This is a genomic window from Polaromonas sp. P1_F1, from assembly GCF_056405795.1.
Window position 1 is genome coordinate 1 of the sequence record NZ_JBFUBJ010000012.1, and the last position, 22,803, is coordinate 22,803.

Annotated in this window: 25 protein-coding genes, 1 other RNA gene and 1 pseudogene; 14 read left to right on the plus strand and 13 right to left on the minus strand. The window is 62.3% G+C overall.

The window, feature by feature from the left end; genetic code table 11:
* Positions 1–222, plus strand: a pseudogene (locus tag AC1DZE_RS22170) (porin); the annotation flags it as partial.
* Between the two features lie 115 nt (positions 223–337).
* Here the strand turns inward: AC1DZE_RS22170 and AC1DZE_RS22175 are convergent.
* On the minus strand, positions 338–1,015 hold the full coding sequence (locus AC1DZE_RS22175; protein WP_477670497.1) for a TetR/AcrR family transcriptional regulator: 678 nt from the start codon (positions 1,013–1,015) through the stop codon (positions 338–340).
* Between the two features lie 147 nt (positions 1,016–1,162).
* On the opposite strand from AC1DZE_RS22175, the gene AC1DZE_RS22180 reads away from it, so the two are divergent.
* Genes AC1DZE_RS22180 through AC1DZE_RS22200 form a run of 5 tightly spaced genes read left to right on the plus strand, consistent with a single transcriptional unit; the run spans position 1,163 to position 3,568 of the window.
* Positions 1,163–1,636 (plus strand): VOC family protein, encoded by a 474-nt coding sequence (locus AC1DZE_RS22180; RefSeq protein WP_477670496.1) that lies wholly within the window; start codon positions 1,163–1,165, stop codon positions 1,634–1,636.
* A 50-nt stretch (positions 1,637–1,686) separates the two neighbouring features.
* Positions 1,687–2,091 (plus strand): VOC family protein, encoded by a 405-nt coding sequence (locus AC1DZE_RS22185; protein ID WP_477700573.1) that lies wholly within the window; start codon positions 1,687–1,689, stop codon positions 2,089–2,091.
* A gap of 39 nt (positions 2,092–2,130) precedes the next feature.
* Positions 2,131–2,562: a VOC family protein gene (locus tag AC1DZE_RS22190; protein ID WP_477673697.1), complete on the plus strand. Its 432-nt coding sequence runs from the start codon at positions 2,131–2,133 to the stop codon at positions 2,560–2,562.
* Positions 2,563–2,575: 13 nt separating this feature from the next.
* The gene (locus tag AC1DZE_RS22195; RefSeq protein WP_477673698.1) at positions 2,576–2,923 is read left to right on the plus strand and encodes a YciI family protein; all 348 of its coding nucleotides are present in this window, start codon (positions 2,576–2,578) and stop codon (positions 2,921–2,923) included.
* Positions 2,924–2,947: 24 nt separating this feature from the next.
* Entirely contained in the window at positions 2,948–3,568 is a 621-nt protein-coding gene (locus tag AC1DZE_RS22200; protein ID WP_477670493.1) for a glutathione S-transferase family protein, read from the plus strand.
* A 77-nt stretch (positions 3,569–3,645) separates the two neighbouring features.
* On the opposite strand, the gene AC1DZE_RS22205 is transcribed toward AC1DZE_RS22200, so the two are convergent.
* Positions 3,646–3,987, minus strand: coding sequence for a collagen-like protein (locus tag AC1DZE_RS22205; protein WP_477673699.1), 342 nt, complete (start codon positions 3,985–3,987; stop codon positions 3,646–3,648).
* A gap of 395 nt (positions 3,988–4,382) precedes the next feature.
* Here AC1DZE_RS22205 and AC1DZE_RS22210 point away from each other — a divergent pair, with 395 nt between their 5' ends.
* From AC1DZE_RS22210 to AC1DZE_RS22230, 5 genes are all read left to right on the plus strand, one after another.
* Complete coding sequence (locus AC1DZE_RS22210; RefSeq protein ID WP_477700561.1) at positions 4,383–5,174, plus strand: SDR family NAD(P)-dependent oxidoreductase; 792 nt, start codon at positions 4,383–4,385, stop codon at positions 5,172–5,174.
* 115 nt (positions 5,175–5,289) lie between these two features.
* Positions 5,290–6,240: an ABC transporter ATP-binding protein gene (locus tag AC1DZE_RS22215; RefSeq protein WP_477700562.1), complete on the plus strand. Its 951-nt coding sequence runs from the start codon at positions 5,290–5,292 to the stop codon at positions 6,238–6,240.
* Positions 6,237–6,998: an ABC transporter permease gene (locus AC1DZE_RS22220; protein WP_457281963.1), complete on the plus strand. Its 762-nt coding sequence runs from the start codon at positions 6,237–6,239 to the stop codon at positions 6,996–6,998. The genes AC1DZE_RS22215 and AC1DZE_RS22220 overlap by 4 nt, the downstream gene beginning before the upstream one ends.
* Before the next feature lie 204 nt (positions 6,999–7,202).
* Positions 7,203–8,261, plus strand: a complete 1,059-nt coding sequence (locus AC1DZE_RS22225; RefSeq protein ID WP_477700563.1) for a pirin family protein — start codon at positions 7,203–7,205, stop codon at positions 8,259–8,261.
* Between the two features lie 198 nt (positions 8,262–8,459).
* Positions 8,460–8,906 carry a hypothetical protein gene (locus tag AC1DZE_RS22230; RefSeq protein WP_477670488.1) on the plus strand — a complete coding sequence of 149 codons (447 nt, stop codon included), beginning with the start codon at positions 8,460–8,462 and terminating at the stop codon, positions 8,904–8,906.
* A gap of 8 nt (positions 8,907–8,914) precedes the next feature.
* Here the strand turns inward: AC1DZE_RS22230 and AC1DZE_RS22235 are convergent, their stop codons facing one another.
* The 3 genes from AC1DZE_RS22235 to tkt form a co-directional block, all read right to left on the minus strand.
* Positions 8,915–9,151, minus strand: a complete 237-nt coding sequence (locus AC1DZE_RS22235; RefSeq protein ID WP_477667081.1) for a hypothetical protein — start codon at positions 9,149–9,151, stop codon at positions 8,915–8,917.
* An 89-nt stretch (positions 9,152–9,240) separates the two neighbouring features.
* Entirely contained in the window at positions 9,241–10,239 is a 999-nt protein-coding gene (gap, locus tag AC1DZE_RS22240; protein WP_457281959.1) for a type I glyceraldehyde-3-phosphate dehydrogenase, read from the minus strand.
* Positions 10,240–10,303: 64 nt separating this feature from the next.
* Positions 10,304–12,346, minus strand: a complete 2,043-nt coding sequence (gene tkt / locus AC1DZE_RS22245) for a transketolase (protein WP_477672174.1) — start codon at positions 12,344–12,346, stop codon at positions 10,304–10,306.
* 133 nt (positions 12,347–12,479) lie between these two features.
* On the opposite strand from tkt, the gene speD reads away from it, so the two are divergent.
* Positions 12,480–12,857 (plus strand): adenosylmethionine decarboxylase, encoded by a 378-nt coding sequence (speD, locus tag AC1DZE_RS22250; protein WP_477672175.1) that lies wholly within the window; start codon positions 12,480–12,482, stop codon positions 12,855–12,857.
* A 6-nt stretch (positions 12,858–12,863) separates the two neighbouring features.
* Here speD and AC1DZE_RS22255 read toward each other — a convergent pair whose 3' ends face one another.
* A complete protein-coding gene (locus AC1DZE_RS22255; RefSeq protein WP_477672176.1) occupies positions 12,864–13,679 on the minus strand; it encodes a nucleotidyltransferase domain-containing protein in 816 nt (271 codons plus the stop codon).
* A 31-nt stretch (positions 13,680–13,710) separates the two neighbouring features.
* Here AC1DZE_RS22255 and AC1DZE_RS22260 point away from each other — a divergent pair, with 31 nt between their 5' ends.
* Positions 13,711–14,475, plus strand: coding sequence for a nucleotidyltransferase family protein (locus AC1DZE_RS22260; RefSeq protein WP_477672177.1), 765 nt, complete (start codon positions 13,711–13,713; stop codon positions 14,473–14,475).
* A 12-nt stretch (positions 14,476–14,487) separates the two neighbouring features.
* Positions 14,488–15,891, plus strand: a complete 1,404-nt coding sequence (locus AC1DZE_RS22265) for an aminopeptidase P N-terminal domain-containing protein (RefSeq protein ID WP_477670483.1) — start codon at positions 14,488–14,490, stop codon at positions 15,889–15,891.
* Positions 15,892–15,916: 25 nt separating this feature from the next.
* On the opposite strand, the gene AC1DZE_RS22270 is transcribed toward AC1DZE_RS22265, so the two are convergent.
* The 7 genes from AC1DZE_RS22270 to AC1DZE_RS22300 all read right to left on the minus strand — a co-directional run bounded on the left by AC1DZE_RS22270 (position 15,917) and on the right by AC1DZE_RS22300 (position 22,750).
* A complete protein-coding gene (locus tag AC1DZE_RS22270; RefSeq protein WP_477670482.1) occupies positions 15,917–16,345 on the minus strand; it encodes a hypothetical protein in 429 nt (142 codons plus the stop codon).
* An 88-nt stretch (positions 16,346–16,433) separates the two neighbouring features.
* Positions 16,434–17,513: a hypothetical protein gene (locus AC1DZE_RS22275; protein ID WP_477670481.1), complete on the minus strand. Its 1,080-nt coding sequence runs from the start codon at positions 17,511–17,513 to the stop codon at positions 16,434–16,436.
* Between the two features lie 94 nt (positions 17,514–17,607).
* Positions 17,608–19,242, minus strand: coding sequence for an FAD-dependent oxidoreductase (locus tag AC1DZE_RS22280; RefSeq protein ID WP_477670480.1), 1,635 nt, complete (start codon positions 19,240–19,242; stop codon positions 17,608–17,610).
* Positions 19,221–20,771 carry a polyamine aminopropyltransferase gene (locus AC1DZE_RS22285; protein ID WP_477672180.1) on the minus strand — a complete coding sequence of 517 codons (1,551 nt, stop codon included), beginning with the start codon at positions 20,769–20,771 and terminating at the stop codon, positions 19,221–19,223. Before AC1DZE_RS22285 ends, AC1DZE_RS22280 begins: the two co-directional genes overlap by 22 nt.
* A gap of 62 nt (positions 20,772–20,833) precedes the next feature.
* A non-coding RNA gene (locus AC1DZE_RS22290) (sX9 sRNA) lies at positions 20,834–20,909 on the minus strand.
* Between the two features lie 53 nt (positions 20,910–20,962).
* On the minus strand, positions 20,963–21,184 hold the full coding sequence (locus AC1DZE_RS22295; RefSeq protein ID WP_007871890.1) for a DUF350 domain-containing protein: 222 nt from the start codon (positions 21,182–21,184) through the stop codon (positions 20,963–20,965).
* A 48-nt stretch (positions 21,185–21,232) separates the two neighbouring features.
* The gene (locus tag AC1DZE_RS22300) at positions 21,233–22,750 is read right to left on the minus strand and encodes a DUF4178 domain-containing protein (RefSeq protein ID WP_477700564.1); all 1,518 of its coding nucleotides are present in this window, start codon (positions 22,748–22,750) and stop codon (positions 21,233–21,235) included.
* Positions 22,751–22,803 lie beyond the last annotated feature (53 nt).

Genomic DNA, 22,803 nt, shown 5'->3' on the forward strand with positions numbered 1-22,803 from the left:
TCGTGGGACATCACGCCCAGCAGCAAGGTCATGGCCAACTACATCCGCAAGGATGTCCAGAGCGATCCTGCGGCCAAGCTCAAGCGCTTCCAGGCGGGCTACTCCTACAAGATGAGCAATCGCACTTCGCTGTACGGCTTCTATGACCGCTCGGACCCGAACAACCGCGTTGCCAATGACGTGATCCGTGTTTACGGGGTCGGCATTCAGCATAACTTCTGAGCGCACAAAGGCACGCGATCAGTATCTCGTCCGCAAAGCCCGCCTCCGGCGGGCTTTTGTCATCAATGCACCGGCCAAGCCTTAGGCAAATTCAATCAATGGGTGTCAACTCCCCTTAGTCCCCGCACAGGCCCTTTTCAACCATGTCCAGCAGGCGCTCGCCGATCTGCTGCATCTGCGGGCCGATGAGGGGGCCCAGCGGGCCGTCAATCACCAGCATGGCCAGGCCGTGTACCGCCGACCAGGCGAGGAACTCAGCCCCGGGGCGGCGCTCGGGCGGCAACACGCCGGCGCCCACAAGTTTGTCGAGCGCGGCACCCAACAACTCGAAGGGGTCCAGGCCGCTTTCCCCTTTGCGCTCGGTGTCTGCCGGCGCGCCCTGGGCTCTTTCTTTCAGATCATCCGAGGGGCCAAAGGCCGTACGGAACAACCCGCTCTCTGCCTGCGCAAACCGCAAATAGCCGGCGCCAACCGCGCGCACGTTGGCGCGGGCGAATTCGGCTGGCGGCAAACCCTGGGGCAGCGCAGCCAGTTCGGCCTCCATCGCGCGGGCCACGGCCGCCAGCGCGGCTGAACGAACCGCATACAGCAAAGCTTGGCGGTTTTCAAAATGGCGGTAGGCCGCATTAGGCGCAACGCCCGCGCGGCGCGTGGCTTCGCGCAACACCACAGCCTCGGGCCCGCCGGCGCGGGCCAGTTCCACCCCGGCCTCCAGCAAGGCACGCCGCAGGTCCCCGTGGCGGTAAGTGCTGCGGGGCGGCGGGACTGGCTGGGAGGGAGGCGCGGTCGACATGGCTTGTTACTTATTTATGTGGACAGTGTTCATTATCTTTGCTATTCTTTTGTGGACGGTGTACACAATACTGCTGATTTGGCCACCGCACAAGGCCCGCAAGCCTTTAACGATTCTTTAAACGCTCTTCTTTCAAGGAACCAGACCATGCAGAAAATCACCCCCTTCCTGTGGTTCAACGACCAGGCCGAGGAAGCCATGAATTTTTATGTTTCGATCTTCAAGAACTCGAAGATCACCATGCTCAGGCGCTACGGCAAGGAAGGTCCGGGCCCGGAGGGTTCCGTCATGACCGGCAGTTTCCAGCTCGAAGGCCAGGAATTCATGGCACTCAACGGCGGCCCGCACTTCAGCTTCACACCGGCGATTTCGCTGTTCGTGGACTGCAAGACGCAGGAAGAGGTGGACGAGCTCTGGGACAAGCTCTCGGCCGGGGGCGCGCCCAACCAGTGCGGCTGGGTCCAGGACAAATTCGGCCTGTCGTGGCAGATCATCCCCACCGCGCTCGGCGACATGCTGGGCGACAAGAACCCGGCCAAGGCCGGCGCCGCCATGAGCGCCATGCTGAAGATGCGCAAGATCAATATCAAGGAACTCCAGGAAGCCTATGACAGGGCCTGAAGAAGCACCTACTCATTCAATCATTCAAGGAGAAACCCGTGACGACCAAGATGTTTGTGAACCTGCCCGTGAAAGACCTGGGCAAATCAGTGAAGTTTTTCACCGCGCTGGGCTTCAAATTCAACCCGCAATTCACCGATGAAAACGCCACCTGCATGATCGTGAGCGAGGAAAGCTTCGTCATGCTGCTGGTCGAGAAATTTTTCAAGACCTTCACGCCCAAGCCGGTGAGCGACGCACGCAAAAGCACCGAGGTGCTGATCTGCCTCTCATGCAACAGCCGCCAGGAAGTTGACGAGATGGTCAGCAAGGCCGTGGCCGCCGGCGCGACCACGCCCAACAAGGCGCAAGACCACGGCTTCATGTACCAGCACGGCTTCGAAGACCTGGATGGTCATCTCTGGGAACTCGCCTGGATGAACGTTGAAGCCCACGCTGCGCAAATGAGTGCCTGAAAAATCCCCCAGCCTTATCAACCCACGAAGGAGTCAATCATGCTGATCCAGTCTTATCTCTTTTTTAACGGCCGCTGCGAAGAGGCCATCGAGTTTTACCGCAAGGCGCTTGGCGCCGAAGTGAAGATGATGATGCGCTTCAAGGAGAACCCGGAACCCATGACCGAAGGCTGCGGGCCGGACGGCGGTGCCATCCCGGGTGAGAACATCATGCACGCCAGCTTCAGGATCGGCGAAACGGAAGTGATGGCCTCTGACGGCATGGGCAACGGCAAGCCGGAATTCAAGGGCTTCTCGCTCTCGTTGACTGCGGCCAGCGACGCCGAAGCACAGCGCCTGTTCAAGGCATTGAGCGACGGCGGCAAGGTAGAGATGCCGATGATGAAGACCTTTTACGCTTCGTCTTTCGGCATGGTGGCCGACCGTTTCGGCGTGTCGTGGATGGTCATCAAGCCGCTGCCTATGCCTTGAGAGGGAAAAGCCCATGCAATTCCTGCTGATCATTTGCCACGACGCGGCCTTCGCGCCCACGCCGGCGCTGGTGGCCGACATAGGCGCCTGGGTAAAGGACATGGGGAGCCGCGGCATCCTCAAGCACGGCAACCCGCTGCGACCCCCCGACGACGCCATGACGGTTCGGGTGCGCGGCGGCAAGCGCGCGGTAACCAACGGCCCTTTCACCGATAGCGCAGAAAAAATGGCGGCCTACGGGCTGATTGAATGCGCCGGCATGCAGGAGGCGATCGACATTGCAGCCGGCCATCCCATGGCCAGGGCCGCAACCATAGAGGTCAGGCCGGTGTGGTCCGACCTTCCCCGCATGGCGGCCTGAAAATTAACGATGAAGTGAGTCAGCATGAAGCTTTATTACTCGGACACGCTGAACCCGCGAAAAACCTGCGCCGTCGCCAGGCACTTGAAGCTGCCGGTGGAGTTCATTTACGTCGCGCTCGAAAAAGGCGAACACCGTACGCCACAGTTCCGCGCAATGAACCCCAATGCCAAGGTGCCGGTGCTGGTGGACGGCACCACGACCTTGTGGGAGTCGAATGCCATCATGTGCCACCTGGCGGAGAAAGCCGGTTCTGACCTGTGGCCACGCGACCAACGCCAGACCGAGGCGATGCGCTGGCTGATGTGGGATGCCACCGAGTTCGCGCCAGCCGCCGGGACTTTTTATTTCGAACACATCATCAAGCCGCGCTTCCTGCAGCGCGAGGCCGACCCGGCCGAGATTGCGAGGGTGACACCCGACTTCGAGCGCTACGCCAGCGTGCTCGAAGCGCACCTGAAGGGGCGCGAATACCTCGTCGGTGACGCACTGACGGTAGCCGACTTTGCGGTGGCCATCACCTTGCCATACGCTGAAAAGGCACGCTTGCCGCTGGACAATTTCCCGGAAATCCGGCGCTGGCACGACCGGCTTAATCAGCTGCCGGCGTGGCGTGAGCCCTTTCCGGAATTGCGGGCCGGTTAAACGCCTTGTCCCCGCCGCTGAAAACAAAAAAGGCCGGCGAGCATTCACGCGCTCGCCGGCCTGTACAGCCGAAAACCTTATCGTGCGGGCGCGGGAACGATCACGACCGTATCGCCCGTGGCACCGGTCCTGCCGGTCTTTCCGGTGTCGCCTGTGGCGCCGGTAGCACCGGTTGCGCCCTCATAACCGGTAGAGCCCGTCGCTCCAGTCGCACCGGTAGCGCCGGTCGGGCCTGGAATACCGACGCCAGCGCCCGTGGCCCCCTTGGCGCCGTCAGTGCCGGCGGCACCCGTGGCGCCCGCAGGACCTGCAGGCCCGGGCACGGTGACAACTGCCGCAGGCGGCGCGACAACCGTCCGCTCGCAAGCAACAAGGCCCAACGTTGCGACCAGTGTGGATAAAAGGAATGCGTGTTTCATTGTCATAGTGATCCTCTGGGAAAATTCGCACCAAGGTGCGTCAACAGTTCGTTCCTGCCTTGACCGTGAACTGTTTTTTTTACGGATCATGTGCATGAAACCGATACCAGCCACAACGCTTTTGCTGAAGGTCACACATTCGAAAACCGCAAGCGGTTGTCGCATGCCTGGCCATCTTGAAAGAATCATTTCTGATGCAGACAACAGGATGAGTGCTCAAGGTACCCATTGGCGAGCGCGCATGCTGTAGGACGGGCCCACGACAGCGTGTCCCGAATCGGCAGCATCGCAAACGCGCGTAAACACGTCCAATAGTGCAAACTTCAACCTGAACTTTCGCCCACACCGCCAAAGCCCTTTCTTCATTCACACCAGACAACAAGGCAAGGACATCCATGACCGCAACTTCTTCAACCAGCCCCGTGGCCGTCGTGACAGGGGGTGCTCGCGGCATTGGCCTTGCCATCGGGAAATGGTTTCTGGCCAACGGGTACCGTGTGGCGCTTCTGGATATCGACAGCGACACGCTGCTCCCAGCCGCTGGCGCCATTCAGGATGCAGGCCGCGTACTGGCGGTGCATTGCGACGTGGCCGACCCGGCGCAGGTGCAATCGGCCATGGAGGAGGTGGACGCCCGCTTTGGCCGTATCGATGCGCTGGTCAATAACGCCGGCATCGCGGTATTCAAGCCTATCGGTGAGACAACATTTGAAGAATGGCGCCGGGTTTTGGGCGTCAACCTGGATGGCGCGTTTTTGTGCAGCCAGGCTTGCGTGCCCATCATGAAGCGTACGGGCGGTGGCAGCATTGTCAACATCGCGTCGATCTCGGGCTTGCGTGCAAGCACGCTTCGCGTGGCGTACGGCACCAGCAAGGCCGCGCTCATCCAGCTGACCAAGCAGCAGGCGGTTGAGCTGGGCACCCTCGGCATCCGGGCCAACGTGATCGCGCCCGGGCCGGTGGACACGGAAATGGCCAAGCTGGTTCACAGCGTGGCGATCCGCTCGGACTACCACGACGTGATTCCGCTGGGGCGCTACGGCACCGTGGAAGAAATCGCGTCGGCCGTGGGCTTTTTGTGCAGCCCGGCAGCCAGCTATGTCAATGGCCAGGTGCTGGCTGTGGATGGTGGCTTTGAGTCTGCCGGTGTCGGCTTGCCGACGCTGAGAAAAAACCAGACGGCCTGAGCGCACCGTCCTGAAAACCCTAGTCCCGGCTTTTTCACGAGCGCTCTATAGAATGATTCGGGTCTCTTCTGGCGCCGAAGAATCTTCCGGCGCCACTTTCACATCAGGATGCCGCGTGCAACCCATTATTTCCATCCAAAAACTCAGCAAGACCTACGCTTCGGGCTTTCATGCGCTCAAGTCGGTGGACCTGGATATCCAGCGCGGCGAGATTTTCGCCCTGCTCGGCCCCAACGGCGCAGGCAAGACCACCTTGATCAGCATCGTCTGCGGCATTGTCAATCCCAGCTCGGGCAGCGTGACGGCCGATGGACACGACGTCGTGCGTGACTACCGCGCCGCTCGCGCCAGGATCGGGCTGGTCCCCCAGGAGCTTTCGACCGATGCGTTTGAAACCGTGTGGTCCACCGTGAGCTTCAGCCGGGGCCTGTTCGGCAAGCCGCCGAACCCCGCCTACATCGAGAAAGTACTGCGCGACCTTTCGCTGTGGGACAAGAAGGACAGCAAGATCATGGCGCTCTCCGGCGGCATGAAGCGCCGGGTATTGATTGCCAAGGCGCTGTCGCACGAGCCCACCATCCTGTTCCTCGATGAGCCCAGCGCGGGCGTCGACGTCGAGCTGCGCAAGGGCATGTGGCAAATGGCGCGGGAGCTGCGCGACAGCGGCGTCACCATCATCCTGACCACGCACTATATTGAGGAAGCCGAGGAGATGGCCGACCGCATTGGCGTCATCAATAAGGGCGAGCTGATTCTTGTCGAAGACAAAACGGTGCTGATGCGCAAGCTGGGCAAGAAGCAACTGAGCCTGCAACTGCAAACACCGCTGCAAAGCATTCCGGATGCGCTGGCAGGGCTGCCGCTTGAGTTGACGAAAGAGGGCCACACGCTGGTCTACACCTTCGATACACAAACCGAGGAGACGGGTATTGCGGCGTTGCTCAAGCAGCTGGCCGAACTCGGCATTGACTTCAAGGACCTGCATTCAAGCGAGAGTTCGCTCGAAGACATCTTCGTGAGCCTGGTGCATGCCGACAAACCTGGCGCCCAGAAGGAGGCCGCATGAACTGGCACGCCATCCGCGCTATTTACCGCTTTGAAATGGCGCGCACCTTCCGCACGCTGATGCAATCCATCGCCTCGCCGGTGATCTCGACCTCGCTGTACTTCGTGGTGTTCGGGGCGGCCATCGGTTCACGCATGGGAGACATCGACGGCATCCGCTACGGTGCCTTCATCATTCCCGGCCTCGTCATGCTGTCGCTGCTCAACGAGAGCATCTCGAACGCCGCCTTCGGCATCTACATGCCGAAATGGTCGGGGACAATTTACGAGCTGCTGTCGGCGCCGGTGTCATCGATGGAGGTGGTGATGGGCTATGTGGGCGCCGCGGCGAGCAAATCCGTCATGCTGGGGCTACTGATTCTGGCAACGGCGCGCCTCTTCGTGCCTTATGAGATCGCGCACCCTTTCTGGATGCTGTGCTTCCTGCTGCTGACCGCGCTGACCTTCAGCCTGTTCGGTTTCATCATCGGGCTGTGGGCCGACAACTTCCAGAAGCTGCAGATTGTGCCGCTGATGGTGGTGACGCCGCTGACTTTCCTCGGTGGCGCGTTTTATTCGATCAACATGCTGCCTCCGCTGTGGCAGAAGGTCGCCCTGTTCAACCCGGTGGTCTACCTGATCAGCGGATTTCGCTGGAGTTTTTACGGGGTGGCCGATGTCAACGTAGGCATCAGCGTGGCGGCCATCATGGGCTTTCTGGGGCTGTGCCTCGGCGCGGTGTGGTGGATCTTCCGCACGGGCTGGAAACTGAAGGCCTGAGGAAGGGGCAGGCGGCTGGTGGAGAGCGTCCTGCAAATGCTATTGATTTTATAGCTGCTTGCGCTCACCACATAAGGGCTACAGGCATATTTCCCTTAAATCTCCGAGGCCAGGCCCGCCGCATGGGTTGGCGGCGCAACTTGAAAGGACAGCGGCCAACCTCATATGTGTTCTTTGAAAGTTTCACGCCAGAAAGGCCTCCTCATGCCTGCCGACCTCGCCGCAAGCCCCACCACTCATCCCGTCCTCCAGATCAAGCCACTCGGCTTTCCGTGGGCAACGCTCGACCCGTTCCTCTTTTGCGTGTATCACGACGACGCCTATCCCAAAGGCAATGCGCAGATGGGCCCGGATGCTTCATTCGCGGGGCGCAACATCGGCCAGGACTTTGCCCGCAAGGACGGCTGGAACATGTACCACGGCAGCACGGTGCCGGGCTTTCCCGCGCACCCGCATCGCGGCTTTGAAACCGTGACCATAGTGCGCAAGGGACTGATCGACCATTCCGACTCCCTGGGCGCGACAGCGCGCTTTGGCCGCGGCGACGTGCAGTGGCTGACGGCCGGCAAGGGCGTGGTCCATTCCGAGATGTTCCCTTTGCTGGACCAGCAAAATCCCAATCCACTGGAGCTGTTCCAGATCTGGCTGAACCTGCCGGCGGCCGGCAAGATGAGCGAGCCGCATTTCACCATGTTCTGGTCGCAGGACATTCCGCGCCTGGACATCAAGGATGCCGAAGGGCGCGGCACCGAAGTGGCCGTGATTGCCGGCCGTATTCAAAATACCCAAACCGCGCCGCTGGCGCCGCCGCCGGATTCGTGGGCCTCGCAGGCCGAGGCCGACGTGGCGATCTGGACGATTCGCATGGTGCCCGGCGCCCGCTGGACGCTGCCCGCCGCAACGGGCGAAGGCACGCGGCGCCAGCTCTATTTTTTCAAGGGGCAGTCGGCGACGCTGGGCGGTCAGGCGGTGAGTGTGGACAGCGCCATCGAGCTGCGGGCCGGCGTGGACGCAGAGATCATCAACGGCAGCGAGGAGGCCGAATTCCTGATGCTGCAAGGCAAGCCCATTGGTGAGCCGGTGGTGCAGTACGGCCCGTTTGTCATGAACACGCAAGCCGAAATCGCGCAAACCATGGCGGACTACCAGCGCACGCAGTTTGGCGGCTGGTCGTTTGGCGATGACGCGCCGGTGCATGGGCGGGAGCCGGCGCGCTTTGCGCGGCACCCGGGCGGACGCGAAGAGCGGCCGACGGGCGACTGACGGCCGAGCAGCACCTCGCTGCTATATTTTTAATAGCTGCCCGCGCTTGTTCTTAGCTGCTCCGGGGCACTTTTCGCATAACTCCGGCATTACCAGTCAACCTCCCCGCAGTACCCCCAGGCAATATCGGGTTTCGCAAACGCCGCCTGTGGGGTGCGGCAGCAGACGCCTACACTCCCGCCAACACAAGGAGATGCCATGAGCCAGGAGCCCAACTCCCAGGCGGTCAAAAACGAACTGAATGCGCTGGCGCAGGCGTTCTTTCGCGCCGTCTCGTTTGAGCCGGGCAGCGTGCCGTCGTACGATGACATTCACGCGCTCTTCATCGACGCAGGCCTCCTGATCAAGAACACAGGAACCGCACCCGAGATTTCCAGCGTGCGCGAATTCATCGCGCCGCGGCAGGCTCTGGTGGACAGCGGTGCACTGACGCGCTTCAGGGAATGGGAGCTGTCGGAAACCACACAAATCTTCGGCAACATTGCCCATCGCTACAGCGCTTACGGCAAGGCCGGCACGATGAACGGCGAGGCATTCGAGGCGCGCGGCATGATCTCGACGCAGTTCGTCAAAACGCCTGAAGGCTGGAAGATGAGCGCGATGGCCTGGGACGATGAACGGCCCGGCCTGCACTTGCCTGATTGACCTGCCACTCAGGGAGGCATCAGCCCCGCATTGACCACCACCTCGTCCAGCGCGGCGAAAGTCATGTTGTGGCGATCCGTCAGCGGCCCACCGCCGGGCACTACATGGCCGTCTGCGGTGTAGCCAATGGCCTTGAACTTCCACACGCCGCCAATCAGTTTGAGCTGGCCCACCAGCTCGCCGCTGCTCAGATGAACACTCACCACTTGTTCGTTGAGTTTTTTGAACGTCAGGGGCATCAGCATGAACCTTTCAGGGCGACTGGTCGCCGAGTATTGCACTGACAATAAAAAAGCGCCCGGAGGCGCTTTTTTATTGGCGATGTTGAAGTGAATTACTTCGCCACCACGCGGACCATTTCGAGGCACTTGTTGGAGTAGCCCCATTCGTTGTCGTACCAGGCGACGACCTTGATGAAGGTGCCGTCGAGCGCGATGGACGCATCGGCGTCAAACACGCTGGTGCAGGTCTCGCCGCGGAAGTCGGTGGCAACGACCTTGTCTTCGGTGTAGCCCAGGATGCCCTTGAGTGCGCCTTCGCTTTGCGCTTTCATTTCGGCGCAGATTTCCTTGAGCGTGGCTTCCTTGTTGAGCTCGCAGGTCAGGTCAACCACCGACACGTCGGAGGTGGGCACGCGGAAGGACATGCCGGTCAGCTTCTTGTTGAGCTCGGGGATCACCACGCCCACAGCCTTGGCAGCGCCGGTGCTGGAGGGAATGATGTTTTCCAGGATGCCGCGGCCGCCGCGCCAGTCTTTGTTCGACGGGCCGTCCACGGTTTTCTGCGTGGCAGTGGCCGCGTGCACGGTCGTCATCAGGCCGCGCTTGATGCCCCACTTGTCGTTCAGCACCTTGGCGATAGGCGCCAGGCAGTTGGTGGTGCAGCTGGCGTTGGAAATGATGGCCTCGCCCTTGTAGGTCTTGTCGTTGACGCCGAAAACGAACATCGGGGTGTCGTCTTTCGACGGTGCCGAGAAGATGACCTTCTTCGCGCCGGCGGCCAGGTGCTTCTCACCGGAAGCCTTGTCGAGGAAGAGGCCCGTGGACTCCAGCACCACGGTGGCGCCGATATCGCCCCACTTGAGGTTGGCGGGGTCACGTTCCTGCGTCAGGCGGATCTTCTTGCCGTTGACGATCAGCGTGTTGCCTTCAACGGACACGTCGCCTTCGAAGCGGCCGTGCACCGAGTCGTACTTCAGCATGTAGGCCAGGTACTCAGGCTCGAGCAAATCATTGATGCCGACGATTTCAATGTCGCCAAAGCTTTTGATGGCCGAGCGAAACACGTTGCGGCCGATACGGCCAAAACCATTAATGCCAAGTTTGATAGTCATCTGCTGTTGCTCCTGGAAGTTGAAATCTTGTTGAATTGGGCGGCCGTGTCCGTTATCCGCGTGTTTACTTGCGCAGCACCTTGCGCACGGTGTCGGCCACGTTCTCGGCGGTAAAGCCAAAGTGCTTGAACAGCACTGGCGCGGGCGCCGATTCACCGTAGCTGTCGATGCCCACCACGGCGGCACAGCCGTATTTCCACCAGCCGTCCGTCACGCCCATTTCCACCGCGATGCGGGGGATGCCTTCGGGCAGCACTTCGGATTTGTACGCCGTTTTCTGTTTGTCAAAGGTCGTGGTGCTGGGCATGGAAACCACGCGCACAGCGATCTTGTGAGCGGCGAGCAGCTCTTGCGCCTTGAGCGCGAGTTGCACTTCAGAACCCGTGGCGATGATGACGGCCTGGGCCTTCTTGTTCAGGCCCACTTCGGCGGGCTCGGCCAGCACATAAGCGCCCTTGCTGATTTCACCGAGGTCGTTCTTCGGTGCGTAAGGCAGGTTCTGGCGGCTCAGCAGCAGCGCCGTCGGCTTGTTCTTGTTCTCGAGCGCGACGGCCCAGGCAACAGCCGTTTCAGCCGTGTCGCCCGGACGCCAGACGTCGAGGTTGGGAATCAAACGCAGGCTCGCGGCGTGCTCGATGGACTGGTGCGTCGGGCCGTCTTCACCGAGGCCGATGGAGTCGTGCGTGAAGACGTGGATGACGCGGATCTTCATCAGCGCGGCCATGCGGATGGCGTTGCGGCTGTAGTCGCTGAAGGTCAGGAAGGTGCCGCCGTAGGGAATGAAGCCACCGTGCAGCGCAATGCCGTTCATGATGGCGGCCATGCCGAATTCGCGCACGCCGTAGTTGATGTGGCGGCCACCGGCGCTCACGCCTTCGGCATTGGCCGTCAGCACGACTTCGCCGTTCATGTCAAAGCGCAGGTTGGGCGTGGACTTGGTGTTGGTGAGGTTGGAGCCGGTCAAATCGGCCGAGCCGCCCAGCAACTCTGGCAGGCCGGCGGTGAAGGCTTCGAGTGCGAGCTGCGAAGCCTTGCGCGAGGCCACGGTTTCGGCCTTGGTGTGTGCGCCGATGACAGTGTCGACAGCCAGTTGCGAGAAGCTCTTGGGCAGGTCGCCCTTCATACGGCGGGCCAGCTCGGCGGCCAGTGCGGGGTGCGCGGCCTTGTAGGCAGCGAATTTCGCGTCCCAGGCGGCCTCAAGAGACAGGCCCTTGGCCTTGGCGTCCCAGGCGTCGTAGGTTTCTTTCGGCACTTCAAACGGTGCGTAAGGCCAGTTGAGGGCTTCGCGCGTGAGCTTGATTTCTTCGGCGCCCAGCGGCTCGCCGTGGGCCTTGGCGGTGTTGGCGCGGTTGGGCGAACCTTTGCCGATATGCGTCTTGCAGATGATCAGCGTGGGCTTGTCGTTGGACTTCTTCGCGCCTTCGATGGCCTGCGAGACCAGCTCGGCGTCGTGGCCGTCGATGGGGCCCAGCACGTTCCAGCCGTAGGCGGCAAAACGCACGGCGGTGTTGTCGATGAACCAGGGCGCGACCTGGCCGTCGATGGAGATGCCGTTGTCGTCATACAGCGCGACCAGCTTGTTGAGCTTCCACGCACCGGCGAGCGCGGCCGCTTCGTGGCTGATGCCTTCCATCAGGCAGCCGTCGCCCATGAACACATAGGTGTTGTGGTCGACGACGGTGTGGCCTTCGCGATTGAACTCTTTGGCGAGCAGCTTTTCAGCCAGCGCCATGCCGACCGCATTGGTCAGGCCCTGGCCCAGCGGGCCGGTGGTGGTTTCAACGCCGGGGGTGTAACCGTATTCGGGGTGGCCGGGGGTTTTGCTGTGGAGCTGACGGAAGTTCTTGAGTTCGCCGATGGGCAGCTTGTAGCCGGTGAGGTGCAACACGGCATAAATCAGCATGGAGCCGTGGCCGTTGGACAGCACAAAACGGTCGCGGTCGAACCAGTTGGGGTTGTGCGGGCTGTGCTTGAGGTGGCTGCCCCAGAGGGCGACTGCCATGTCGGCCATGCCCATGGGGGCGCCGGGATGTCCGGAATTGGCTTGTTGAACGGCGTCCATTGCGAGTGCGCGTATCGCATTCGCCATCATTTGCGTATTGGCCATGTAGGCAGCTCCGGGAGGGGGAAAGATCAGGGGTAACCCGGTATTTTACCGTTTGGGCCCTGCCCGCCGGTTTGGCGGGGGTTTGAACCCGATTTGGCTGGACAGCACCCCGCCATGCACTAAAGTCAGGGGCATGCAAGGCCTTCACCTGACCGCCGACCTTTACAAATGCCGCTGCGACCCGGCCTGGCTGACCGACGCCACCCGGCTGGGCGACTGGTGCGTGCAGGCTGTGCGGGCGGCCGGCCTGCAGGCCGTTAACCAGCTGTTTCACACTTTTCCAGACACCGTGCACGGCCCCGGGGGCATCACGGCTACCGTGCTGCTGGCCGAGTCGCATGTGTGCGTGCACACCTGGCCTGAGCAAAAAGCAGTAACGCTGGACGTCTATGTGTGCAACTTCGGCGGCGACCACTCCGCCAGGGCGCGCGGCCTGATGGACGCGCTGGTGCGGCGCTTTAATCCGGAATGGACCGAGCAGCGGTCGCTGGACCGGGGAGATACGCAGTAGGCCGGCTCACCACTTCTCGCGCACGGTCGTCAAAAAGAGCGCGTTGAGGGTCGGCAGCACGGGCCGAAGATCATCGCGTTCCGGGATCGCCGCATCCAGCCTGGCAAGCTCAACCTCAATAAAGGCATTGACTCGCGGGAAAGGCGCCGACAGGCCCAATTCAGGCGCGCCGCGTTTTTTCTCCAGCATTTCGTCGATGTCGGCGAGCAGGTCCGTCTCACCCTCGATCAGGTGCAGCAGGCTGGCGAACTCGATAGGCGCGGCTGTGCCGTAGCGCTCGAGCCAGCGCACCGCGAGCAGCGGCCGCAGCACATAAAAATACTTCTTGAGCCGCACCATCTCACCCTGCAGGTGTTCGCGGTAGTTGCCCTTGGCCGAACTGCGGTAATGGTGTATGCCCCGCTCGCACGAGTAGACCAGGGGCAACAGCCGCCTCGCCTCTTCGGCAAAGGGACCGTTTTCCATATATTTGATCGGCGACTGGATCCACTCGACAAATTCCGGATTCGACTTCCAGAACAGGCGCAGCGCTTTACGCAGGTCCCAACCGTTGAGGTCGATGTCGTCGACGATGGGGTACTCGATGACGTCACGGCGGTCCTCAAGATCAAGCGAGAGGTAGTCGTCGGCCGGCCGCGCGTAAATAAAGCGCACGTCGAAATCACTGTTCGGCGACGCAAAGCCCCAGGCCCGGCTGCCGGACTCGATCGCCATCAGGATGCGCACACCGTGCTCCCGTTCGGTGGCCGCGAGGCGGCTCATGATTTCAGCGTGGATCTCGGGAGGAATCATCGGCAGGCTTTCGAATTTTGGTTCATCCATTCTGCATGAGCGGCCCCGTTAAACTGCCGTCATGCCCTCTGCACCCATCAAAGCCATGATCATGGCCGCCGGCCGCGGCGAGCGCATGCGCCCGCTGACCGACACCACGCCCAAGCCCCTGCTGCCGGTGCGCGGCAAGCCGCTGATTGACTGGCAGGTTACTGCGCTGGTGCGCGGTGGTTTTACCGGCCTGGTCATCAACACGGCCTGGCTGGGTGAACAGGTTCCGGCCCATTTTTCGGCGCTTTCTTCAAGCCATTTCGGGCTACAGCCCAATAAGGACGGGCGCAAGCAGCTATCAATTTCATACTCACACGAAGGCGTGGATTTTGGCGGCGCACTGGAAACCGCCGGAGGCATTGCGCGTGCGTTGCCGCTGCTGGGTGACATTTTCTGGGTGCTGGCGGGTGATGTGTTTGTGCCCGGCTTTGAGTTCACCCAAGCCGCCGTTGCCCGGTTTGCCGCCGGCAACACGCTGGCCCACCTCTGGCTGGTGCCCAACCCCGCACACAACCCGAAAGGCGACTTTGGCCTCAGCCCCGACGGCCTGGCGTTGAACCTGCCCAAGGACAACCCGCAGCCCAAATTCACCTACAGCACCATCGGCCTGTACCGGCGCGAGTTGTTCGACAGCCTGCCCTTCGGCAACCCCCAGGGCCTGAAAGCCCCGCTGGCACCGCTTTTGCGTACGGCGATGGACAATCAGGCCGTGAGCGCCGAGCTGTATGAAGGCGCCTGGACCGATGTCGGCACACCGGCGCGGCTGCACGAGCTGAATCAAACCACCACAAACTGAAGCGGAACGCATATGAGCACCACCACGATCTACGAAAAACGCCGCGCTGCCATTGCCCGCGCCCTGAAGGCGGCCGGCGGCGGCATCGCCCTGCTGCCCACCGCGCCCGAATACCCGCGCAACCGCGACAGCGACTTTCCCTACCGCCACGACAGCTATTTTTATTACCTGACCGGCTTCAGCGAACCCGACAGCTGGCTGGTGATTGAGGCCAGCGGCAAGACCACGCTGTTTTGCCGGCCCAAGGACCTGGAGCGTGAGATCTGGGACGGCATTCGCCTGGGCCCCAAGGCCGCGCCCGCCGCGCTGGGTGTGGACGCCGCCTTCAGTGTGGAAGCGCTGGAAGAAAAAATGCCTGGGCTGCTGAGCAACCAGAGCGCCGTGTGGTTTCCATTTGCCACACACAAGGGCCTGGAAACCCAAGTGGACGGCTGGTTGAACAAGGTGCGCGCCCGCGTGCGTTACGGCGCCGAGTGCCCGCAAAGCCAGCACGATTTGTGCAAGCTGCTCGACGAAATGCGGCTGGTCAAAGACAGCCATGAAGTCGCCATCCTCAAGCGCGCCGGCAAGATTTCAGCCGGTGCCCACGTACGCGCCATGCAGACCTCGGCAGCGATGCTGCGCAACGGTGCCAACGGGAAACTGAAGGGCGGCCTGCGTGAATACCACCTCGAAGCTGAACTGCTGCACGAGTTCCGCCGCCATGGTTCGCAGTTTCCGGCTTACGGCAGCATCGTCGCGGCCGGCGCCAACGCCTGCATCCTGCATTACCGCGCCGGCGATACGGAACTCAAACCCGGCCAGCTGTGCCTGATCGACGCCGGCTGCGAACTGGACGGCTACGCCAGCGACATCACCCGCACCTTCCCGGCAGACGGCAAGTTCACGCCGGCCCAGCGCACGCTGTACGACATCGTGCTGGCCGCGCAGGTCGCCGCGGTGAAAGTGACAAAGCCCGGCAAACGCTTTTTAGATCCGCACGATGCTGCGACGCGTGTACTGGTGGAAGGCATGCTGGACACCGGCCTACTCGACAAAAAGAAGCACGGCAAGGTCGACGACGTGCTCGAGTCCGGCGCCTACCGCCAGTTTTACATGCACCGCACGGGCCACTGGATGGGCATGGACGTGCATGACTGCGGCGACTACACCGAGCCCGGCAGCAAGCCGCGCGAGGAAAAAGACGCCCTGGGCCAGACCGTGATGCGCAAGCCCTCACGCATCCTGCGGCCCGGCATGGTGCTGACCATCGAGCCCGGTATTTATGTACGCCCCGGCAAGAACGTGCCCAAGGAGTTCTGGAACATCGGCATCCGGATTGAGGACGATGCGCTGGTGACCGCCAAGGGCTGTGAGCTGATGACGCGGGGTGTGCCGGTGGATGGGGATGAGATTGAGGCGTTGATGAAGGGGTAAGAGCGCTTTGGGAATAGCGTTTCGCTCAGGGGCAATCGCTTGCCTCTATCGCCGAACCTGGTTCCACCAACGTGTTGGTCATCAAGGGATTGATGCTTTTCCAGGCACGCATTTTTTCGGCCGTCAGGTAGACCTTCACACAACTGCCAACGGCAAAATTCTGACTGGTCCGAAAAAAGAGCTGCTCGGTATTGGTCTGGCGTATCAAGAAAAGACACTCTCGCGGTGCCAAGGCCTTGTCGATTGGCTTGAGCAGAGGCTCCATTGCCCTGCCGATGGCCGCTATGCCGGGTGGCTGCTCAACATTGGCCGTGAAGTTATTGGTCAGGGATTGGGTGCAGGGGTCATAGACCTTTTCCACGCGCCCCGTCAGCACCACTGTATCGGCCGCCTGTTTGTTGACCGCACAGGATGCAAGCAGCGTTGCCAGTACACCGCACGACAACAAAGACATGGGCCTTGCCCGGTAAACCACAAAGTCCGGCATGAGTTTCCTTCTGGATTAGCCATTTGCCATGGCGCAACGAGATTATCCGGCCTGCCTACTTAGCCTCAACGGCTGGCCGCACAAGTTCTCCCCGCAAGGGTAGCGCGCCCATCGGCAACTGAAACGTGATACTGACCTTCTGCACCACTCCCTCGTCCGGCCACCCCACACGACGGTAGCCCTGCATCAGGCAGTCGTTCTGCGACGTCTCCCCCGGTTGCAACGGATTGAGCATATTGGTGTACATCGTGCCATCCCGCTGAAGAATGCCCAGGTAGGCGCGCACGCGGGGAATCGGCGCCACCGGGTCAAACCCGTCGGGACGAAAAGCGATTGAAAACTCAGGGGTGTCTGCGGACGCCGTCCGAGGGTCCGCAAAAAACTCTCCCTTCACACGCCGGCCGTCTGCTTGCACCCAGTGCAGGCGCAATTGCGGCGCCGGCTCGCTCGCTGACCACATCAAGTGCAAATCCTCGCCCTGTCTGCAGAACACCGGATGCGTGGTGCCCCGCGTGTCGTACCAGGGCCCGTTGCGTCTGTCATCGACCCGCTCCAGCCGGATGCCGACCGGGGCGGTCAACGACTGCGCGTAAACCTCGCCGGCCCCCGGCACCGTAAAACGCCGGAGAGGGCCGGCCGTATGCGCAAGCGGCGTGGAGCCAGGTGCTTTCTGCCGCTGGGTTGCCAGGCGCCGCGCCGCATCTTCCATCGGAAATTGCGCGGCCATGAATGCGGTGGCGGGAATCGCCAGGATGCCGATGCCCACAATGGCGAGCACCATGCATTCGCTGGTCGTCAAGGCGGGCCGCAAGCCGCGGCCCACCAGCAGATGGCCGCCAAACCATAAAAGCGGCACGGCAGTGAAAAGGGCTACATAAAAAACAGCAAGGGCTTCCATGCCCGATACAGACCGGGCCGGAACCACCACGGCGGCAAAGGTGAGCGGCGCCAACAACGCCGATGCCAGCCTCAACGCGATCCAACTGCCGGTTCTCTGGCTTCTTTTGAAGTAGCGGCGCTCAACAAGGAGCACCAGCGCCATGGTGGCGAGAACGCCCAGCACGGCCAGCGCCCACTGCCGTTGCTCCGCGGCCGGCAAGGCGGCCAGGGTTTCAAACATCTGGTCGAATTCCATCCATACCTCCCACCGGGTCACGCCTGGCTGGCTCTCATGCTAAGCCAAGTTGCCATCCGGTCCAAGGGCCTCCATCCATCTGGCCGACACGCGGTCAGGCCAGTGAAGTCCCTCTGTGATGCCCCTGCGTAAAAGCCTCCTCAAACACCGAATACCCCGATAAATCACTGTGCGCAAAATGCAGCCGCTGCCAAGGCGCCTGCAAACGCCCTTGCAGCGCCCGCAAAGCCGCACTGTTGCGCACACCCGGCACCGGCGTGCTCATCGCATGGCCATAACGCATGATTTCCATGCGCGTGACCTTGCCGGGCAGATCAGGATGCGGCGCCGACAGCTCGGCCAGCACGCTGTCACGCCAGTGCGTCCAGGGCTTCTCGTACAAGGCTTTGCGGCCCGCCGGTTCAATGCCAAAGGCGCGGTAATACGTGAGCACCGTGGCGCCGGGCACGGCCTGCAGGCTCTGGTGCATGGCGTCGACGTAACCCAGGCCTGCCTGCGCAACGCTGCCTGCTGCGTCCCCGCCGTAGATGACGTTGTCCCAGCTGGGTGCGGCACCGGGCCGGTCGTGCAGCGCGGCCTTGATGTGCAGGTTGGCCACCAGCCAGGGTGCGTAACGCAGCTGGCCGGCGGCTTCGCGCAATGCGGGCGGCGGGCTTTCCACCACACGCGCCGCCACAAACAGCGGCATCGCCAGGATGCATTGCTCAGCCTGCCAGCGCTCGACGGTCTGGGTCGCCGCATTGAAGGCATCGACCTCTACACCATGACGGCCCGCAGCCACGCGAACCACGGTGCGGCCGGCGTACAGGCGTTCACCGAGTGGTGCAGCCAATTGGCGGGTAAGCCAGCCGTTGCCCTCGGGCCAGGTGAGCACACCCGCTTCGCGCTCCGCAGAAGCTGCGTCGCCGGGCGCTTGAAAACCATGCCGGCTGGCGAAGTAATGGATGCCGGCCCAGGCCGATACCGTGTCCAGGCCCGCGCCGTAATCGTCGCGGCAGCAATAGTCGAGGTACCAGCGCAGTGGCGTACTGGTGAGTTGCTGCTGGTCCAGCCATGCCTTGAACGTCACGGCATCCAGCGCGCGGTGTTGCGGTGCCAAGGGCACTCCGGCAACAGGAATCGGGAATGCGGCTGCAGACGAGGTCTGCTGCACCAGCACCGCAAAGCGCCGGTACTCGGCCAGCACGGCAGCACCGGCATCCTGCAGGGGCAGCAGCCCTTCCTGCCACTGGCCATTGATGAACAGCCGCTCCTGCGGGCTGTGGCACAAATGGCGTTCGTCATACACCCAGCGGCCGGCCACGCGCTGGCGCAGTGAAAGTTCTTCGAGCAAATCCTGCACATCACGCGCCGCATCCCCGGGCACCGGCAGGTAGTGCGCGCCCAGCGGGCAAGGCACGCCATTGACCACGCCTGCGCGGCTGTTGCCACCGGCCTGGTCTTCCAGCTCCAGCAGCGCGAAGTCCTGCATGCCGCGCAGGCGCAGCGCACGCGCCGCCGCCAGGCCGGCGACACCGCCGCCGGCAATTAGTACGCGGGTGCGCCGGGTGACGGAAGGGGCCGGCCAGGCACGGGCTCTGCCGGTCTCGTCAGGCCGAAGCAGATGGCCGCGCTCATGGTTCGCACCCACAAAACCGCCTTCGACATGCGTGGCCTCCTTGCAGCCCAGCAGCGGAAGTGCGGAGGCGGCCAGGAAATCCCGGCGCTTCAATGCAGCACCTTGCCCCATTCCTGCTCGTAACTGTGCACCAGTTCCTGGCTGGAGAGCCGGTTGACGGGCGCCGGCACGCGTGCCATGTCCACAGGGAAATCAAACAGCAAGGGCAAGGTCTGCGGGTCCAGAAAACGCAGGCCGGCGGGCAAGGCGCCGCTTTGCGTCGTGGGGCTGAAAGGCCGTCGGCTGGCGACCACAAAACCCCATTCGCCAAAACTGGGCACATTGGCGTGATAGGGGGCGGCCTTGAGCCCGACGGATTCCAGCGTGCTCACCACCGTCCAGTAGCTGCGCCGCGCCACCAGGGGAGACGTGGTCTGGATGACCGCATAGCCGCTGGCCGAAAGGTGCTGGTCGAGCAGCGCATAAAACGAGTTGGTGTAGAGCTTGCCGATGGAAAAATTGGTCGGGTCGGGGAAGTCCACGATGATGATGTCGAACATGCCGGCGTTTTTGTCCAGCCACTGGAAGGCGTCGGCATTCACGATGCGCACCTTGGGCGACAGCAGCGCATCGCCGTTCAGGCGCTTCAAGGCGGGCTGCTGGCTGAACAGCTGCGTCATGGCCGGGTCCAGCTCTACCAGTGTGACGCTTTCCACACTCGGGTATTTCAGGACTTCGCGCACCGCCATGCCGTCGCCGCCGCCCAGCACCGCGACTTTTTTCGGCGCACCGTGCGCGCTCATCACCGGGTGCACCAGCGCTTCGTGATAACGGTATTCGTCGCGCTCGGCGAACTGCAGGTTGCCGTTGAGGAACAGGCGGTGGCCGGCGCGGCCGTTCGTCACCACGATGCGCTGGTAAGGCGTGGTGGCGGTGAAGATGACACGGTCCTGGTAGAAATGGTCTTCGGCCAGTGTGGTGATCTGGTTCGCACCCGCAAAGCCGGCGCCCAGTGCGCACAAGACACCCAGGCAAGCCAGGGCATGCGACTTGACGTGCCGCAGCTCATGGCGGAACAGCCACAGCGCCCACACCGCGACAGCCGCGTTCATGAGGCCAAACAGCAGGCCGGTGCGTATCAGGCCCAGATGCGGCACCAGCACCAGCGGAAAAGCCAGCGACACGGCCAATGCGCCCAGGTAGTCGAAGGTGAGCACCTGCGACACCAGCTCCTTGAGCGCCACGTTGCGCCGCAGGATGCGCATAACCAGCGGAATCTCCAGCCCCACCAGCGTGCCGACCAGCAGCACCAGAGCGTAAAGTAGAAAGCGAAAGGCGCCGGGCACATAGGCATTCGCCAGAAACAGCGTGGCCGGCAGCGCACCGCCCACCAGCGCCACCATCAACTCAATGCGCAAAAAATGGGCCGGCAATTGCCGCTCGAAAAACCGCGACAACCAGGACCCAATACCCATGGCAAACAGATAGCTACCGATGATGGTGGAAAACTGCAGCACCGAATCGCCCAGCAGATAAGAAGCCAAAGCCCCTGCCGCCAGCTCATACACCAGCCCGCACGCCGCGACCACAAAGACGCTGGCCAGCAGCGCGACCTCAAGAGGGCGCGGTGTGGCAACGGTGGAGGGGGGTTTAGTGTTCAAAACGAGGGTGCCGATGGATGGGATATGCAGAACTGCGATGCGAAGCGAGCCGGTATCACGACGGCGTCAAGGGCGTAGCGAGCGAGCTGCGGGCAAGGCGGACGGCGCGCAGGAACCGGAATGTACCTGCGGGTACATGAGGATTCCGAGCACCGGCCAACGCCGCCCCCAGTTCGCGCAGTAGCCGGGAACTACCCGTGGATGGCGGCGGCTACTATTACGCAGATGCCCAGCGCCATCGCGGCAACCACCAGCGCCAGCGCCACGTTCTGCTTCTCGACAATCTCCAGCCACAGGTCGTACGGCGTCATTTTGTCAATGATGACAAAGCTCAGCCAGAAGATGATCACGCCGATCAGCGCGAACAAAATCGAGCCGAGGAAAGCGGCGGGTTTAAGCCATTCAAGTCCCATGATGTTCTCCAGAAAAAATCTGCCAGGTTGAATAGAAAGGGGCCGGCTTCATTTATGGCCGCCTCCGCCGGAAAATCCACCGAATGAGCCGCCTGAACTGCGCGAGCTGCTGGACGAAGAACAGTTCTCGACATTCGGGTCGCAGCGCGAGCAGCGCGTGACCAGCAACAGAACCACCAGTATCACCAGAACCACCACAACAATGGTGCCGCAACCCATGCCCGACGCACTGCTCAGGGGCTTGGCATCCGCGCGCTTGAAGAGGTCTTTCTTGCCTTCAAGCTTGAAGGCCCTGGCCACCAGGCCGCCGTCCAGCTTGCTGCCGCTGGACCAGGTGACTTCGTTCGGCGCCTCTTCCTGGGACAGCAGCGCGCTGCCGCTGGCGAAATCGCGGTTAAAGGTTTTTTGCCCGCGCTGAACCTGCCAGTAGAACTCGCCGGCGGCATACGTGGTCTCGGCGCGGTAGCTGCTTTGCAGGCGGTAGGTGGTCTTGAGGTAGGTGGCGCTGTCGCCACCCGTCTTGAAGGTGGGCGCGCCGGTCAGGGGCTTGACCACGCTCCAGCCGTCGGTGGCGTCCACCAGAAAGGTAAAGCCGCGCTTGCGGTTGTAGAGCAGGTATTCATCCCAGCCGAAGTGCTCGTCCGGGTCGTCGGGCTCGTACCCCATGCGGTGCTGGAACCCAACGACCTGCCATTGCGTGCCCAGCAACTGGCCCGTGCTTCCCAGCGTGATCAGCGGGGCAACCGGTTCGTCCTGGATCGCATGCTGAAGCGCGGCGCCTGTGCCCTGGCTCAGGTCGATGAGGCTGTTGCAGGAACTGCAGGTGATGCTTTTGCTGGCAGCCAGCGTAACCGCCACCGTCGCTCCGCAGTTGGGGCAGCTGAACTGCCTGCCGCTTTCTTCCTTGGCAGACTCGTCCTTCAGGCCAGCCAGCTTCAGCTCGTCAAGCAGCACCGAACGGCCCAGCGAGAGTGCCGGCGCGCCGCCACCAGATGCCGTGCCGTAGTCAACACTGAGCACATCGCCATCCGTGCTGCGCAGTTCGACCACAGCAAAAGGCATGCCCAGCGCTGGCAGGCGCGGCAGCTCGCCCTGTGCCGACAGCAGCACAACGCTCTCGTTGGAGGCCACACTGAATGGCTTGGCATTGATCGCCGTGGTGGCGCCGATGCGAAAGTTTTCTGCGGGCGGTACGGCGCGCTGCAGGCTGGTGGGCCGGCTGAACACATACGCGCCGTTGTCCTCGCTCAGGAAGGCCGCGCTGCCGTCATCCAGAATGGCATACCACTCGGTCCAGGTTCCCTGGGCGTACTTGTATTGCAGCCGGCCGACCAGCGTGAAGTTGCGGCCCTGCCAGACCCCGGAGGCCTGCAGCTGCAGGGGACTGAAATCGTTGAACAGTTCGGCCATCTTGCCGATGCGCGATAGTGTGTCACCATCGCGCACGACAGTGCTCTGGCAGTAGCCGCACACCGCATGGGTGGACTGCGCGCTGCGGAATTCAACAGGCGCACCGCAGCCGGGACACGGCGCGCGGTAGGCGCGTTGCTGGGTGACGTCAGTCACAGCAGATGAAGCTCAGTGCCGGACAGAAGGCACGCGCAGCGAAGGGCCGCCCC